Below are 14,067 nucleotides of genomic sequence, written 5' to 3' on the forward strand. Positions count from 1 at the left end.
AGTGCTAAATAAAATTGGTTTTAAGTTTTCTATGAGACTATCTTTCAACCTTTGCGCTAAAGAAGCTTTTCACAACCTCTATTACACCAACAATATGGTCATTAAAGATTTCAAGTTCTTCTGCAGGCACCCATAATTCATTATGAATAGGTCCACCCACATTTTGGACAGCAAATTTCTTTAAATATTCTTCATCAATAGCAAATTTGGTAACATGCCCAGATCCTGAAGCCGGCACATTCCAATCTCTTGCTATCTGTATTGCATAATCCTCGTTCATAACAGGATAAAAAATGGGCTGCTCTGGTAGTCTTGGCGGAAATTTCTTCCAGCCGGATGCTTCAATTAATGCAAGTTCCTCCGGCCCAACTGGCCTGTACAAAATAGTCTCTTTCATATATTTAAATTACAACGCCCCAGCCTTAATTTCATCCACCACACTCGGATCTAACAGCGTACTGGTGTCACCGAGGTTAGCTGTATCGCCTTCGGCGATCTTTCTTAATATACGGCGCATAATTTTGCCTGATCGTGTTTTGGGTAAACCGCTTACAAACTGAATTTTATCGGGTTTGGCAATCGGGCCGATGATACGCTGAACGGTCATGATGATGTCCTTCTTATTCAGCTCTGCATCACCACCATGCTGATTAGGGCTTACCACAAAGGCATATACGCCCTGGCCTTTAATATCATGAGGGTAACCAACCACGGCCGATTCTACCACGCTGCTGTGCATATTGATGGCGTTTTCTACCTCAGCCGTACCAATACGGTGGCCGGATACATTGAGCACGTCATCTACACGGCCGGTTATTCTATAATAGCCATCGTCGTCGCGCAGGCAACCGTCGCCGGTAAAATACATATTCTCATAAGTGGCAAAATAAGTCAGGCGGCAGCGCTCGTGATCGCCGTAGGTGGTACGCAAAATACCCGGCCAAGGGAACTTGATACACAGGTTACCGCTTACGCCGTTGCCTTCAATCTCTTTACCGTTCTCATCAACCAAAACAGGCTGTATACCTGGTAAAGGCAATGTAGCGTACCCCGGCTTGGTTGGCGTGATACCAGCAATAGGCGTAATCATGTGTCCGCCGTTTTCGGTTTGCCACCAGGTATCCACAATGGGCGCTTTATTGTAGCCAATATGGTCATCAAACCAATGCCATGCTTCCTCATTAATGGGCTCGCCTACAGAGCCTAAAACTTTGATCGAACTCAAGTCCTTATCTTTTAAAGGATCGAGGCCAAAGCTCATCAGCGAGCGGATAGCCGTTGGAGCCGTGTACAGTATATTTACTTTATATTTTTCTACAATGTCCCAAAAACGGCCGGCATCCGGGTAGGTCGGGATCCCTTCAAATATCAATGTTGTTGCCCCCTGCGAAAGCGGGCCGTATACTATATAGGAGTGGCCGGTAATCCAGCCAATATCTGCCGTACAGAAATAAACATCGCCAGGGTTGTACTGGAAAGTGTTGGCAAAGGTATAACCAGCATATACCATGTAACCACCACAAGTATGCACTACCCCCTTAGGTTTACCGGTAGAGCCGGATGTATACAGGATAAACAACATATCCTCAGCGTCCATTTCTTCTGCCGGGCATTCGGGATTGCCCTGTGTTTCTACTTTCTTGATCTCATCCTCCCACCAAACATCGCGGCCTTTAATCATAGACACAGGCGTGCGGCTACGGGTAAGTACAATTACGCGCTTAACAGAGGGGCATTGCACAAGGGCATCATCAATTACCGATTTTAAGGGCAAATCCTTTGTGCCGCGAAAACCGCCATCGGCAGTAATTACTACTTTGCATTCGGCATCCTTAATCCGGTCGGCGATTGATTGGGCCGAAAAGCCGCCAAAAACTACTGAATGGATGGCGCCGATACGGGCACAGGCCAAAACAGCAATAGCCAGTTCGGGCAGCATGGGCATATAAATACAAATGCGGTCGCCTTTTTGTACGCCATTATTTTTCAATACATTGGCAAACTGGCAAACTTTATCGTGCAGTTGTTTATAGGTTAATACGCGGTGGTTTTCGGTGGGGTCATTAGGCTCCCAGATAATGGCAGGTGTATCGCCAAGGGTTTCCAGATGGCGGTCGAGGCAATTTTCGGTAATGTTGAGCTTAGCACCTTCAAACCACTTAATATTAGGTTCTTTGAAGTTCCAGCTTAAAACATTATCCCACTTTTTTCGCCATTGAAAGTTATCGGCTATGCCTGCCCAAAATTCTTCGGGCTGCTCAATACTATGTTTATAAACCTGGTGGTATTCTTCAAAGGATGATATTTTCATGTTACTCATGATCGTGTATAATGGTGGCGTAAATTAGTAAAAATTGGCATAATAGCTGTTAAGTAAACGTTTCCTTTTAGGGTTTATGTTTATTCATTCCCTATTCAGGCACTTAAACCAGTATTTAACATCTCCGATATATTTACGCGATAAGCCCCTTGTTTTCAACAAAGAAGGGCTCTGGGCTATGTTAATATCTTTTTGAATTATTTTTGAGGCACTGTTGACTTTTTGAAAGAAAAAGCTGATATTTGCAAACTCTTTTGAGAAAAAGCGTAATCAATTTAAAAGATTTGTCATGTCAAGAATTTGTGATTTAACAGGAAAAAGCCCATTGAGCGGCCATAACGTTTCTAATTCAAACGTTAAGACTAACCGTAAGTTTTATCCTAATTTACAGATCAAGAAGTTTTATATACCAGAAGAAGACAAATGGATCACCTTAAAAGTATCTACTTCGGCTGTGAAAACCATCAGCAAAAATGGTATAACTGCTTGCATCAATAAATTTGTAAAAAAAGGATATATTTAGTAGATCGTTACGAGGTAAACCGGTTATTGGGTTGATTAAGTTGTTAAATAATAACTGAGTAACCAATAACTTAATAACAACCGAATAACATAATAACCCAAGAAAATGGCTAAAAAAGGCAACAGAGTTCAGGTAATATTAGAGTGCACCGAGCATAAAGAAAGCGGTATGCCAGGAATGTCACGTTACATTACCACTAAGAACAAGAAAAATACAACTGAAAGATTAGAGTTAAAGAAATTTAACCCGGTTTTAAGAAAAGTAACCGTTCATAAAGAAATTAAGTAATTGTTATTGGTTGATTAGTTGATTGAGTTACCAAGTTGATTAGATTCAATTTAAGCTCAAATAACTCATAACCCACTAACTCAATAACCAAAAAAGATGGCAAAGAAAGTAGTTGCAACCCTGAAAACAGGTAAAGGTAAAGAGTACTCGAAAGTGATTACCATGATTAAATCACCTAAAACTGGTGCTTATTCATTTAAAGAAGCAATTGTACATAACGATCACGTTAAAGATGCAATTAACGAAGCTAAAGCTTAATTAAACCTTTACTTTAAAGTATAAAAGCCGTCTTGCGTTAGCCAGAGGGCTTTTTTTTGGCCCCACCCAACCCTCCCCAGAGGAGAGGGCTTTTTAAATTTAAAGAGTAAAATTTACTTTCAAAGTATACTAAAGTCTTCCCTTCCGGGGAGGATTTAGGTGGGGCTGCCTAATTTATTCGCACATTTGCAAATCATCACATCTGCACATTAAATATGGGATTATTTGATTTTTTCAAGAAAAAAGAAAGTACACCACTAGAACAGCAGGCGCTGGATACCGGGCTGGAAAAAACCAAAGACAATTTCCTTTCCAAAATATCCAAAGCCATCGCCGGTAAATCAACCGTTGATGATGATGTGCTGGATGAGTTGGAAGAAATACTGGTTACCAGCGACGTTGGTGTTAGTACCACCCTTAAAATTATCGGGCGGATACAAGAACGCGTTGCCCGCGATAAATATGTAAGCACAACCGAGCTGAATACCCTGCTGCGCGACGAGATCCAGCATCTTTTAGCAGAAAATAACAGCAACGATTTTAATAGCTTTGAATACGGCACCCATAAACCTTATGTAATTATGGTAGTGGGCGTTAATGGTGTTGGTAAAACTACCACCATCGGTAAGCTGGCGCATCAGCTTAAGCAGGCCGGTAACAAAGTGGTTTTAGGCGCTGCAGATACATTTCGTGCTGCCGCGGTCGACCAGATTTTACTTTGGGGCAAGCGTGTTGATGTACGCGTTGTAGCACAGCCCATGGGGTCTGACCCCGCTTCGGTAGCTTATGACACCCTGAAATCGGCAGTTGCCAACGGCGACGATGTAGCTATTATAGATACAGCAGGCCGTTTGCATAACAAGGTGAACCTGATGAACGAGCTTACCAAAATTAAAAACGTAATGCAAAAGGTTGTTCCGGGCGCCCCGCATGAGATTTTGTTGGTACTGGATGCATCAACCGGGCAAAACGCCATTGAGCAATGCAAACAGTTTACCCAGGCAACCGATGTAAACGCCCTTGCCCTAACCAAACTGGATGGCACCGCCAAAGGTGGTGTGGTTATCGGCATCTCAGATCAGTTTAAGATCCCGGTAAAATACATCGGTGTTGGCGAAGGTGTCAATGATTTACAGCTATTTGATAGGAAAGCATTCGTCAATAGTTTATTCAATAAGTAAAATATACCCTATTTGTCATTGCGAGCGACAGCGTGGCAATCTCGTCGTAAGCATATCCGATTTGTATAGCTACGAGATTGCTTCGTACCTCGCAATGACAAATATGATATAGTGAGATAAGAAAAATTAATGAGAACAAAAGCAATAGACAAAACCATTATTACCGCAAAACCCCGTGTAAACGTAGTTACCCTCGGTTGCTCTAAAAACACATACGACTCGGAAATACTGATGGGTCAGCTCAAAGGTAATATGTTTGATGTGGTGCACGAGAGCGACCGTGTGGGCAAAAACGACATTGTGGTAATTAACACCTGCGGTTTTATTGATAATGCCAAGCAGGAATCTATTGATACTATTCTTCAATACAGCCAGCTGAAAGAGCAGGGTAAGGTTGGCAAGGTAATTGTTACCGGTTGTCTTTCTGAACGTTACAAACCTGAATTAGAAGCCGAAATACCCAACATTGATAATTACTTTGGTACCAATGATCTGCAAAATTTACTGCAATCCATCGGTGCCGATTATAAATACGAGTTACTGGGCGAACGCCTTTTAACTACCCCTTCGCACTTTGCTTATTTTAAAATTGCTGAAGGCTGTAACCGCCCGTGCTCTTTCTGTGCCATCCCGCTGATGCGTGGTAAGCACGTAAGCACGCCGATGGATCAGCTGGTTAAAAATGCAGAGTCGCTAGCTAAACAAGGCACTAAAGAACTGATCCTGATTGCTCAGGATCTAACTTATTATGGTTTAGATCTATACGGTAAGCGTAACCTCGACGAGCTGCTTCGCCGCTTGTCTGACGTTAACGGTATCGAGTGGATCCGCTTGCAATACGCCTACCCTTCCGGCTTCCCGATGGAAATTCTGGATGCGATGAACGAACGCGATAACATTTGCAAATACCTGGATATGCCGTTACAGCACATTACAGATAACATGCTTAAATCGATGCGCCGTGGCATCACCAAGCAAAAAACCATCGACATTGTTAACCAGATCCGTGATAAAGTACCGGGCATTGCCATGCGTACTACCCTTATTACAGGTTATCCTGGCGAAACCCAACAGGATTTTGAAGAAATGGCCCAATGGGTTGAGGATACTAAGTTTGATCGCTTAGGATGCTTCACCTACTCGCACGAAGAAAAAACTGCTGCCCATAACCTGATTGATGATGTACCCGAAGAAGTAAAACAGGAACGTGCTGATGCTATTATGGAAATTCAGCAAGGTATTTCGTTCGATAAAAACCAGGAAAAAATTGGCATTACTTACAAAGTATTAATTGATAAAATGGAAGGCGGCTATTTTGCGGGCCGAACCGAATATGATTCGCCGGAAGTTGATAACGAGGTTTTAATCGATGCTACTACGCAATATGCTACCATTGGTACCTTTGTAAACGTGGAGATTCAAAATGCCGAGGATTTTGATCTTTATGGACAAATTGTAAAATAATTACACATGTAGCATGGCATTTCAATCAATCCTATACATTTGACCCAATGGATGCTACCTGCATAAGCTATAAAGACACCGGATATTTTTCGAAAACGGTTACAGATTACCTGGAAGATCAACCCAATCTCCGTTCATTCTATTCTTATCGCCCGGATCTGAAAGGTTTTGCTGAAATTTTCAGTGATAAAAAGGTAACTGCCGACCGCCCTTTGCTGGTTAACGTACTTACCCAACAATATCAAAGCATCTCTGCTGTTAATGCCGAAGCTGTTATCCCGCAGGGAAACATTACTGCATTAGCTGACGAAAACACGTACACCGTTACCACCGGCCACCAGCTCAATATTTTTGCCGGTCCGCTGTATTTTATTTACAAAATAATCAGCGCTATTAAGCTGGCCCGCCAGTTAAAGGATGCTTTCCCTGATAAAAACTTTGTCCCGGTTTATTGGATGGCTACCGAAGATCACGACTTTGCCGAGATCAACTATACCAACATCGGTGGTAAAAAAGTTCAGTGGAGCCTTGACGCTGCAGGTGCAACCGGCCGTTTAAATACTAAAACCATTCGCGATGCCCTTAACCAATATAAAGGTGTTTTAGGGATGGAGGGTCACGGTGCCGAGCTAGCCGAAATTATGGAAACGGCTTATGCAAAATTTGATAACCTTGCCGATAGTACCCGTTATTTAGCCAATGCTTTATTTGGCCAATATGGCTTGGTAATTATTGATGCTGACGATGCCCGATTGAAAAAACACTTTGCCGAAATCATTACCCGCGATGTTATTGAGCAAAACAGCTATAAAAACATCATGGCTACTACGGCTTTGCTGCAATTGCTTAATGTACATATACAGGTTAACCCGCGCGAGATCAACTTCTTTTACCTCACTGACGGCTTGCGCGAACGTATTGTTTTCGAGAACAACCGTTATCACATCCTAAACACAGAAATCAGCTTTAGCGAGGCAGAACTGCGCACAGAAATTAACGAATACCCCGAACGCTTTAGCCCCAACGTAGCTATGCGCCCCCTATACCAGGAATATATTTTGCCAAACCTGGCCTACATTGGCGGCGGAGGCGAGCTGGTTTACTGGTTAGAACTGAAAGCAAACTTCGATCATTATCAGATTGATTTTCCGCTATTGATTCTCCGTAACTCGGGCTTGGTAATGAGCCAGGAAACTGCCACCAAGGTTAAAAAAATGGGGCTCTGCCATGTAGACCTATTTAAAAGCGCCGACGCCATTAAAAGCGATTGGGTAAAGAAACATACCGATCACGACCTGTCCCTCAAAGATGAATGGCGTGAATTAAGCCTCATTTTCGAGAAAATAAAACTCCGCGCCTGTAAAATCGACGAAACTCTTTCACCATCAGCAGCAGCCGTACAAGCGCGTTTAAAACACGCGATAGATAACCTCGAAAAGAAATTACTTCGTGCCGAAAAACGCAACTATAGCACCCGTCTGGAGCAAATAGACAGCATCAAAGCAGACCTTTTCCCCAGCGGCGGTTTGCAGGAGCGTAACGAAAACTTCGGATTATTTTACGTTAAATATGGGCAGGCTTTTATTGATGAATTGATCAATAATTTTGAGCCGTTGGCGTTTAAGTTTGATGTGTTAACAGCATAGAGAAACTCTACTTGTCATTCAAAGCGATAGCGAAGAATCTTCTCCGATCTGTATAGCCACATAGTATGGCGCAGAAGATTCTTCACTACGTTCTGAATGACAAAAAACACATAAATACTATCTTTGCCCCATGCTCATCCCCCAATCTACCCTTCGCACCTTTGCCAAAAATGTATTTTTAGCCATTGGCTGCTCGCAAGAGCATGCAAAACTTGCTGCTGATGTATTAATCAAGGCAGATCTGCGCGGCATCGACTCACACGGTGTGGCCCGTTTAAGCGGCTACGTAAGGCTATGGGAGAAACAACGAATTAACGCCACACCCACTATCCGTATTGTACACGAAACAGCCACTACAGCCACTGTAGATGGCGATGCCGGGCTGGGGTTGGTAGTTGCGCCATTTGCCATGCAGATTGCAATACAGAAAGCCGAAAAATATGGTTCGGGATGGGTTGCTGTACGCAATTCTAATCACTTCGGTATTGCGGGTTATCATGCGTTGATGGCTGTTGAGCAAGATATGATTGGTTATGCGCTAACCAACGCCAGTCCGCTGGTGGCACCTACTTTCTCTAACGAGCGGATGTTGGGTACCAACCCTATTTGCTATGCTTTCCCCGCAGGTAAATATCCGCCTGTAATTGTTGATATGGCAACTTCGGCCGCGGCTAATGGTAAACTGGAGATAGCCCAGCGCAAAGGTATCGATGTACCCGAAGGATGGATTCAAGACAAACAAGGTAATGCCGTAACCGATCCGCATAGCTTGAAATCTGGCGGCTCATTGTTACCATTGGGTAGCGACCGCGATCATGGCAGCCATAAAGGTTTTGGATTGGGGTCGATAGTAGATATTCTATCAGGTGTGTTATCCGGCGCAGCTTATGGGCCATGGGTACCTCCTTTTGTGGCTTTCCTGGAGCCATCAGCCAATCCTCCGGGGCAAGGTATTGGCCATTTTGTAGGCGCTATGCGGGTAGATGGTTTCCGCCCGGCACAGGAGTTTAAAGACAACCTCGATAACTGGATAGAACGCTTTAAATCGGCAGAAACAATTAACCCAGATCAAAAAGTAATTATCCCCGGCGAACCCGAACTGGAAGCAGAAACTGACCGTATAAAAAATGGCATCCCGCTGGTAGATACCGTGATAAATGATTTGAATGAATTGGCGGTGAGGTTTGGAATGGAAGGGTTAAAAGATAAAGCATAGGGCTCGCGCGATTCCCCTCTTGAGAGTAATAGCCTATGAAAAGACAGGAGTATTGTTTTGTAAGGCGCATTTGTTAATTAGTGTATCAAATATTGATTTGTTATCCCTATGATTATATTTAAAGGTGAACTCATTTAGATAGGCTTGGAGGTGCTTTACAGATACTTTGTGGTATTGTCCATAAACGCCTCGTTTGAGTAGCGTCCAAAAGCCTTCTATCGTATTAGTATGGTACTTACCTCTTGTATATTCCTCCTTCTCCTTATTAAGTATCTGGTGTTCTTTGTATTGTTTACCTAAGCCCGCGTAGCCGCCAAAGCCGTCAGTGACCAGACTTGCATCCTTGCTTACTGTTTGCTCAATAACAGGCTTGATCGTTTTTCCTTGCGCCTTGTCAAGTACCTGGAGTTTTATCCGACCCGAACGCTCCAGCATACCGAGAACAGCTTGTTTATCCTGCATTCCTGTGATCTGCAATCCATTATCGCGTCTTTCCTGACGCTTTTTTTTTGAATGGTTTGCTTTCTTACCACCGATATACGTCTCATCTATCTCCACGATGCCAGTAAACAGATCCTGATCTTCGCCCTCCTGCATCGCCTTGCGGATGCGCATTTGCAAATACCATGCGGTGTTACGGTTAACATCTATATCACGCCCTAATTGCAAAGAAGATAATCCCTTCTTTGCATTCAGAATAAGCGTTATTGCCAGGAACCATTTGGGCAGGGGCAATTTAGTGGCTTCAAAAATAGTCCCAACCAAAACGCTATAGCTCTTATTACAGCCATTACACTGATAACGCGATGTTTCTTTTCGTTTTGTACTTTGTTTGCTCTTACAATAAGGGCATTGCGGCGCCCCTTGCCATCTAATGCTTTCCAAATGTTCAATGCAGGTGTCCTGTTCAAAATACCTTGCAAGCACTTCTATTATATTCATTATCATAAAGATAACTTTTTATCCTGTCTTTTCATAGGCTATTACTCTCTTGAGAGGGGTGCAGGGGTGTGTTCTTGTTTGGCCTAACAACACACCCCTGCCATACACCATTCCACCGCGCGCCCTCTCAAAAGGGGATTTTCTTTATTTCTTCCCTATTCTTTTATAAACCGAGTGCTTATTAAAAACTATAGCCGGTTTACCATCATCCTGCTCTCTTAGCTCGGTTGCATCTATTTTGTATAATAACGAATCTGTAATTTTCACCACATCAAAATTATAGTAATGCCTGGTGGTGTCTTTTCCCTTAATTTTCAAATTTGGGATCAGCGATACACTCGCTATTTCGCGCTGCGGGGTTATAGCAACGGTATATTTGCCCGAATCATCGTGGCCTACATCGCCGCTCCAATGATTGCGCACAAAGTTCATTTCTTTATCAAACACCACCACGTCGATGCCATTAGTATCAACCCGGTGATATTTACCGTCGTTTTCTAACACACTATCCAGTTTCCAGGTACCGGCCAGCTTGTTAACTATTTTGCGCTCCGGCTTATTATTAATGTAGGAGCAGGCACTAAACAACAATACCACCAGCAAAGTTAATGCTGATGGTATTATTGCCGGAAAACGATTAGCCGATATGGTCATGTAATTTAATCTATCAAAACACCGATATAATAGTTAAACGTATCAACCTCCAAATTGTCTTTAGTTAATCCATTTATTTCTATCGGCTTAAAAGATCGCGTTGGTTTGATGAATTGATATTGGCCGCCTTTAACTTTAATAAGTACAGGCATTTCAAAATTATCAACATCGGCTATCCAGCGCGCATAGGTTTTACCCTGGCTAAACCGAAACTCCAGCGTAGGGATGTTTACATGGCGCAGGTACTGATCGAAAATCGGTGTTAAATCCATACCCGATTGCTGGTTAATGTAAGTAACAACCTGTTCGGTAGTTACCGTTTGGTGATAGAAGGTTTTATTCAATCCGCGTAGGATTGAGCGCCATTTTTCATCATCATTAATAACCGTGCGGATCATGTTGAGCATGTTACCGCCTTTATCATACATATCGCCCGAACCATCTTCGTTTACACCCAAATGAGGCGCAATAACAGGTTCCTTGTTTTGTATTAAATGCCGCTGACCGTGGGTATACTCCTGCCCTCCCTGCTTGCCCCACATGCTTTCGGTAAATAACGCTTCCGAATAATTGGTAAAGCCTTCATGAATCCAGCTATCGGCCAAATCTTTTGAGGTAATGTTATTGCCAAACCACTCGTGGCCGCTTTCATGTATGATGATAAAATCCCATTTCAACCCCCAGCCGGTTTGCGAGCGGTCGGTACCCGAGTAACCGTTTTTGTATTTGTTACCATAAGCTACGGCGCTTTGGTGTTCCATACCCAGGTGCGGGGTTTCTACCAGTTTGTAGCCGTCCTCATAAAAAGGATATGGACCAAACCAGTGCTCAAAAGCCTTAATCATTGGCTTAACATCCCGGCCGAATTGTTTTTTGGCTTTTTCCAGGTTATAAGGAAGCACCCAGTAATCCAAAGTCAGCTTGCCTTTTTCACCGTCATAAATGTCATTAAAGTGCGTATAGTCGCCAATGTTAGCGGCTATATCATAGTTATTAATGGGGTTGCTTACAAACCAATCGAAACGGGTATAGCCATCTTTTAATTTGGTTACTTTACGCAGTCGACCGTTCGATACATCTTTTAAGCCATTAGGTACGCTGATGCTGATCAACACGCTATCCACCTCATCTGCTTGCTGATCTTTATTAGGCCACCACACGCTGGCACCCATTCCTTGGCAAGCCGAGGCTACCCATGGTTTACCTAACGAATCGGTACTAAACATAATGCCGCCATCCCAGGGCGCATGTTTAGCCACGGTTGGGTTACCCGAATAGTAGACCGTAAATTCATCCTTAACACCTTGCTTTATCGTTTGCGGAAAGCTTACAAACACCGCGTTAAACTCGCGGGTGTATGGAAGCTCTTTTCCCTTGTAGATGATCTTCTCCACCTTTAAATTAGCAAACAGATCAAACTGCAGCTTATCAAAATCCTGCGTAGCAGTAAACTTAAACAAGTTGCTGCCGCTGATAAATTTTTGATCGATATTAAACTTCACATCCAGGTGATAGTAATTAATATCGTAACAGGTACGTAGTGGGCTGGTTAACGATCCGCGCAAACTATCGGCACGGGTGAACATTCCTGCATGGCCTAACAATTGTGCGTCAGCCGTAAACGAAACAAGAGCAGCAAAGGCCGCTCCTGTTAGTATTGCTTTTAATTTAAGCATGTGTATTATTTTATAACTTGTACATCAACATAACTGTCGTTGTAAACAGTTTCTGTCGCTTTTACATAATCGCTTTCGTTTGCTTTGTAAGGGTTAGCCACAAATGTTTGTGGGTTACGCGCAAACAGCGGGAAAGCGGTGCTTTGTACCTGGATCATAATGCGGTGGCCTTTTTTGAAGGTATGCAGCACATCTTGCAAACGTACATTAACATCCGTTTTTTGTCCGGGAACCATCGCTACTGGTGTCTCGAAACTATTGCGGAAACGTGCCGGCATAATTTCAGAACGTACCATTTGCCAGTAATTGCTCAGGATGATATTTTTGTTCGGCATGTAATCGTTGTTTTTCTCATCCATTGGGTAAACGTCGATCAGCTTCACAATATAATCTGCATCAGTGCTGCTGTTGGCCACTTTAAGGTGCGCTATAATCTGGCCACCCAGGGTTACATCATCCGCTAAAACTTCTGATTGGTACACCAGCACATCTGTACGGCGACCGGCAAAACGCTGATCTTCGCTCATGTAGTTGTGCGGGGTGAAGCCCATGGTAGTTGTGTTATCCTCAGTGTAAGGAACCGGTTTTAACGGATCGCTCACATAAGATACTGAACCGCTTGAAGCAGGTTGCTCTTTAGCCAATTTACCATCAGCATTCAGGAATAACTTTTGGCTTGTTGCGTTTGCAGCCGGCCACTGCGCAAATTTCTCCCATTCCTTCTTACCTGTATCGTACATGTAAGCTTTAGGCAGATCAGAAGTTTTTTTGTCGCCGCTACCTTTCAGGAAATGTTCGAAGAATTTAGCCTCGATATCTTTTTGGTAAAAGGTAGCAATGCTATCGCCAAAGTATACGTTGCTGTGCATAGTATGCCCTGTCTCGCGCGACCAGCGGCCATGACCAAATGGCCCCATCACGATAGTATTATAAGCGTTAGGGTCTGTTTTGTTGATCTTTTTAAACATATCCAGCGGGCCGCTTAAATCTTCGGCATCATACCAGCCGCCTACAAACATAACCGCCGGCATAACCTTGCCGTAATGCTGGGTTAGTCCGCGTGCTTTCCAAAACTCATCATAGTTAGGGTGGTTCACGGTTTCTTGCCAGTAAAAGTTGTCTTTATAATATTTGTCAGCATTTTTAAGCGGGCCCATATCTAACAAAAACTGGTAGCCATCGCGGGTATTAGCTTTAATATTTTGGTCGTTATACCAGGCTTTGCTGGTGGTATCTTTCTTTTGTACACCAAATACAGGATATGTGAAGAAATAACTCTCTAACAAAGCACCATTGTGGTGAAAATCATCAAACCAAAAATCAGAAATCGGTGCCTGCGGCGATGAGGCTTTCAATGCCGGGTGGTTTGACAGGATACCCGCTGCAGTGTAAAAACCCGGATATGAGATACCCCACTGCCCTACGCGGCCATTATTAAAGGCGGCATTTTTAACTAGCCAATCGATGGTATCGTAGGTATCAGAACCTTCGTCAACATCTTTTTTAGTTTTTTTATTGTCTATAACCGGGGTCATGTTGGTCCAGGTGCCTTCGCTTTTGTAGCGGCCGCGCACATCCTGGTAAACCACAATGTAACCCTGCTTCATCATAATTTCTGACGGGCCTAAACGCGCCGGAATTTTATCTTCGCCATAAGGAGCAATGCTGTAGCAGGTACGCTGCATCACAATTGGATATTTCTTCTGCGCCGAAGCATCCTTTGGCGTATAAATGGAAGTGAACAGCTTGATACCATCGCGCATGGTAATGTAAACTTCTTTCTTGGTGTAGTTTTCTTTAGCGTAGGTCGACGCTGGAGAAGTGCTTTGCGCCTGGGTTACAACATGGGTAACCAATAAGGCCAGCACTAAAACATAAATTTTCTTCATGAACTTATAT

General features: G+C 43.3%; 13 protein-coding genes. 7 read left to right on the forward strand and 6 right to left on the reverse strand.

Translation table 11 applies throughout. The annotated features are described in order from the left end of the window. Positions 1-37: 37 nt before the first annotated feature. Together RG47T_RS15510 and acs are read right to left on the reverse strand one after the other, a co-directional pair. Complete coding sequence (locus RG47T_RS15510; protein WP_074490314.1) at positions 38-397, reverse strand: hypothetical protein; 360 nt, start codon at positions 395-397, stop codon at positions 38-40. 9 nt (positions 398-406) lie between these two features. Continuing rightward, the gene (acs, locus tag RG47T_RS15515) at positions 407-2,320 is read right to left on the reverse strand and encodes an acetate--CoA ligase (RefSeq protein WP_394365253.1); all 1,914 of its coding nucleotides are present in this window, start codon (positions 2,318-2,320) and stop codon (positions 407-409) included. A gap of 289 nt (positions 2,321-2,609) precedes the next feature. On the opposite strand from acs, the gene rpmB reads away from it, so the two are divergent. The 7 genes from rpmB to RG47T_RS15550 all read left to right on the forward strand — a co-directional run bounded on the left by rpmB (position 2,610) and on the right by RG47T_RS15550 (position 8,896). Next, positions 2,610-2,843 carry a 50S ribosomal protein L28 gene (gene rpmB, locus RG47T_RS15520; protein ID WP_074490315.1) on the forward strand — a complete coding sequence of 78 codons (234 nt, stop codon included), beginning with the start codon at positions 2,610-2,612 and terminating at the stop codon, positions 2,841-2,843. A 105-nt stretch (positions 2,844-2,948) separates the two neighbouring features. Next, complete coding sequence (gene rpmG / locus RG47T_RS15525) at positions 2,949-3,131, forward strand: 50S ribosomal protein L33 (RefSeq protein WP_074490316.1); 183 nt, start codon at positions 2,949-2,951, stop codon at positions 3,129-3,131. 96 nt (positions 3,132-3,227) lie between these two features. Then, on the forward strand, positions 3,228-3,389 hold the full coding sequence (locus RG47T_RS15530) for a DUF4295 domain-containing protein (RefSeq protein ID WP_074490317.1): 162 nt from the start codon (positions 3,228-3,230) through the stop codon (positions 3,387-3,389). 215 nt (positions 3,390-3,604) lie between these two features. After that, the gene (gene ftsY / locus RG47T_RS15535) at positions 3,605-4,570 is read left to right on the forward strand and encodes a signal recognition particle-docking protein FtsY (protein ID WP_074490318.1); all 966 of its coding nucleotides are present in this window, start codon (positions 3,605-3,607) and stop codon (positions 4,568-4,570) included. Between the two features lie 129 nt (positions 4,571-4,699). Further along, a complete protein-coding gene (gene rimO / locus RG47T_RS15540; RefSeq protein WP_074490319.1) occupies positions 4,700-6,034 on the forward strand; it encodes a 30S ribosomal protein S12 methylthiotransferase RimO in 1,335 nt (444 codons plus the stop codon). 47 nt (positions 6,035-6,081) lie between these two features. Further along, on the forward strand, positions 6,082-7,680 hold the full coding sequence (gene bshC, locus RG47T_RS15545) for a bacillithiol biosynthesis cysteine-adding enzyme BshC (protein ID WP_074490320.1): 1,599 nt from the start codon (positions 6,082-6,084) through the stop codon (positions 7,678-7,680). 130 nt (positions 7,681-7,810) lie between these two features. Continuing rightward, complete coding sequence (locus RG47T_RS15550; protein WP_074490321.1) at positions 7,811-8,896, forward strand: Ldh family oxidoreductase; 1,086 nt, start codon at positions 7,811-7,813, stop codon at positions 8,894-8,896. A gap of 33 nt (positions 8,897-8,929) precedes the next feature. Here RG47T_RS15550 and RG47T_RS15555 read toward each other — a convergent pair whose 3' ends face one another. From RG47T_RS15555 to RG47T_RS15570, 4 genes are all read right to left on the reverse strand, one after another. After that, on the reverse strand, positions 8,930-9,838 hold the full coding sequence (locus tag RG47T_RS15555) for an IS1595 family transposase (protein ID WP_171972495.1): 909 nt from the start codon (positions 9,836-9,838) through the stop codon (positions 8,930-8,932). 144 nt (positions 9,839-9,982) lie between these two features. Then, a complete protein-coding gene (locus RG47T_RS15560; protein ID WP_074490322.1) occupies positions 9,983-10,492 on the reverse strand; it encodes a hypothetical protein in 510 nt (169 codons plus the stop codon). A gap of 5 nt (positions 10,493-10,497) precedes the next feature. Further along, the gene (locus RG47T_RS15565; RefSeq protein ID WP_074490323.1) at positions 10,498-12,168 is read right to left on the reverse strand and encodes a M1 family metallopeptidase; all 1,671 of its coding nucleotides are present in this window, start codon (positions 12,166-12,168) and stop codon (positions 10,498-10,500) included. 5 nt (positions 12,169-12,173) lie between these two features. Next, the gene (locus RG47T_RS15570; RefSeq protein WP_074490324.1) at positions 12,174-14,057 is read right to left on the reverse strand and encodes a CocE/NonD family hydrolase; all 1,884 of its coding nucleotides are present in this window, start codon (positions 14,055-14,057) and stop codon (positions 12,174-12,176) included. Positions 14,058-14,067 lie beyond the last annotated feature (10 nt).

Source organism: Mucilaginibacter polytrichastri (assembly GCF_001911425.1).
Taxonomy (GTDB): domain Bacteria; phylum Bacteroidota; class Bacteroidia; order Sphingobacteriales; family Sphingobacteriaceae; genus Mucilaginibacter; species Mucilaginibacter polytrichastri.

What these genes read in the sequence shown, in the direction of transcription:
- rpmB (WP_074490315.1), top strand. Translation starts at nt 2,610, where the DNA reads ATGTCAAGAATTTGTGATTTAACAGGAAAAAGCCCATTGAGCGGCCAT.
- RG47T_RS15560 (WP_074490322.1), bottom strand. Translation starts at nt 10,492, where the DNA reads ATGACCATATCGGCTAATCGTTTTCCGGCAATAATACCATCAGCATTA.
- RG47T_RS15550 (WP_074490321.1), top strand. Translation starts at nt 7,811, where the DNA reads ATGCTCATCCCCCAATCTACCCTTCGCACCTTTGCCAAAAATGTATTT.
- acs (WP_394365253.1), bottom strand. Translation starts at nt 2,320, where the DNA reads ATGAGTAACATGAAAATATCATCCTTTGAAGAATACCACCAGGTTTAT.
- RG47T_RS15565 (WP_074490323.1), bottom strand. Translation starts at nt 12,168, where the DNA reads ATGCTTAAATTAAAAGCAATACTAACAGGAGCGGCCTTTGCTGCTCTT.
- RG47T_RS15510 (WP_074490314.1), bottom strand. Translation starts at nt 397, where the DNA reads ATGAAAGAGACTATTTTGTACAGGCCAGTTGGGCCGGAGGAACTTGCA.
- ftsY (WP_074490318.1), top strand. Translation starts at nt 3,605, where the DNA reads ATGGGATTATTTGATTTTTTCAAGAAAAAAGAAAGTACACCACTAGAA.
- RG47T_RS15570 (WP_074490324.1), bottom strand. Translation starts at nt 14,057, where the DNA reads ATGAAGAAAATTTATGTTTTAGTGCTGGCCTTATTGGTTACCCATGTT.
- RG47T_RS15555 (WP_171972495.1), bottom strand. Translation starts at nt 9,838, where the DNA reads ATGAATATAATAGAAGTGCTTGCAAGGTATTTTGAACAGGACACCTGC.
- bshC (WP_074490320.1), top strand. Translation starts at nt 6,082, where the DNA reads ATGGATGCTACCTGCATAAGCTATAAAGACACCGGATATTTTTCGAAA.
- rimO (WP_074490319.1), top strand. Translation starts at nt 4,700, where the DNA reads ATGAGAACAAAAGCAATAGACAAAACCATTATTACCGCAAAACCCCGT.
- RG47T_RS15530 (WP_074490317.1), top strand. Translation starts at nt 3,228, where the DNA reads ATGGCAAAGAAAGTAGTTGCAACCCTGAAAACAGGTAAAGGTAAAGAG.
- rpmG (WP_074490316.1), top strand. Translation starts at nt 2,949, where the DNA reads ATGGCTAAAAAAGGCAACAGAGTTCAGGTAATATTAGAGTGCACCGAG.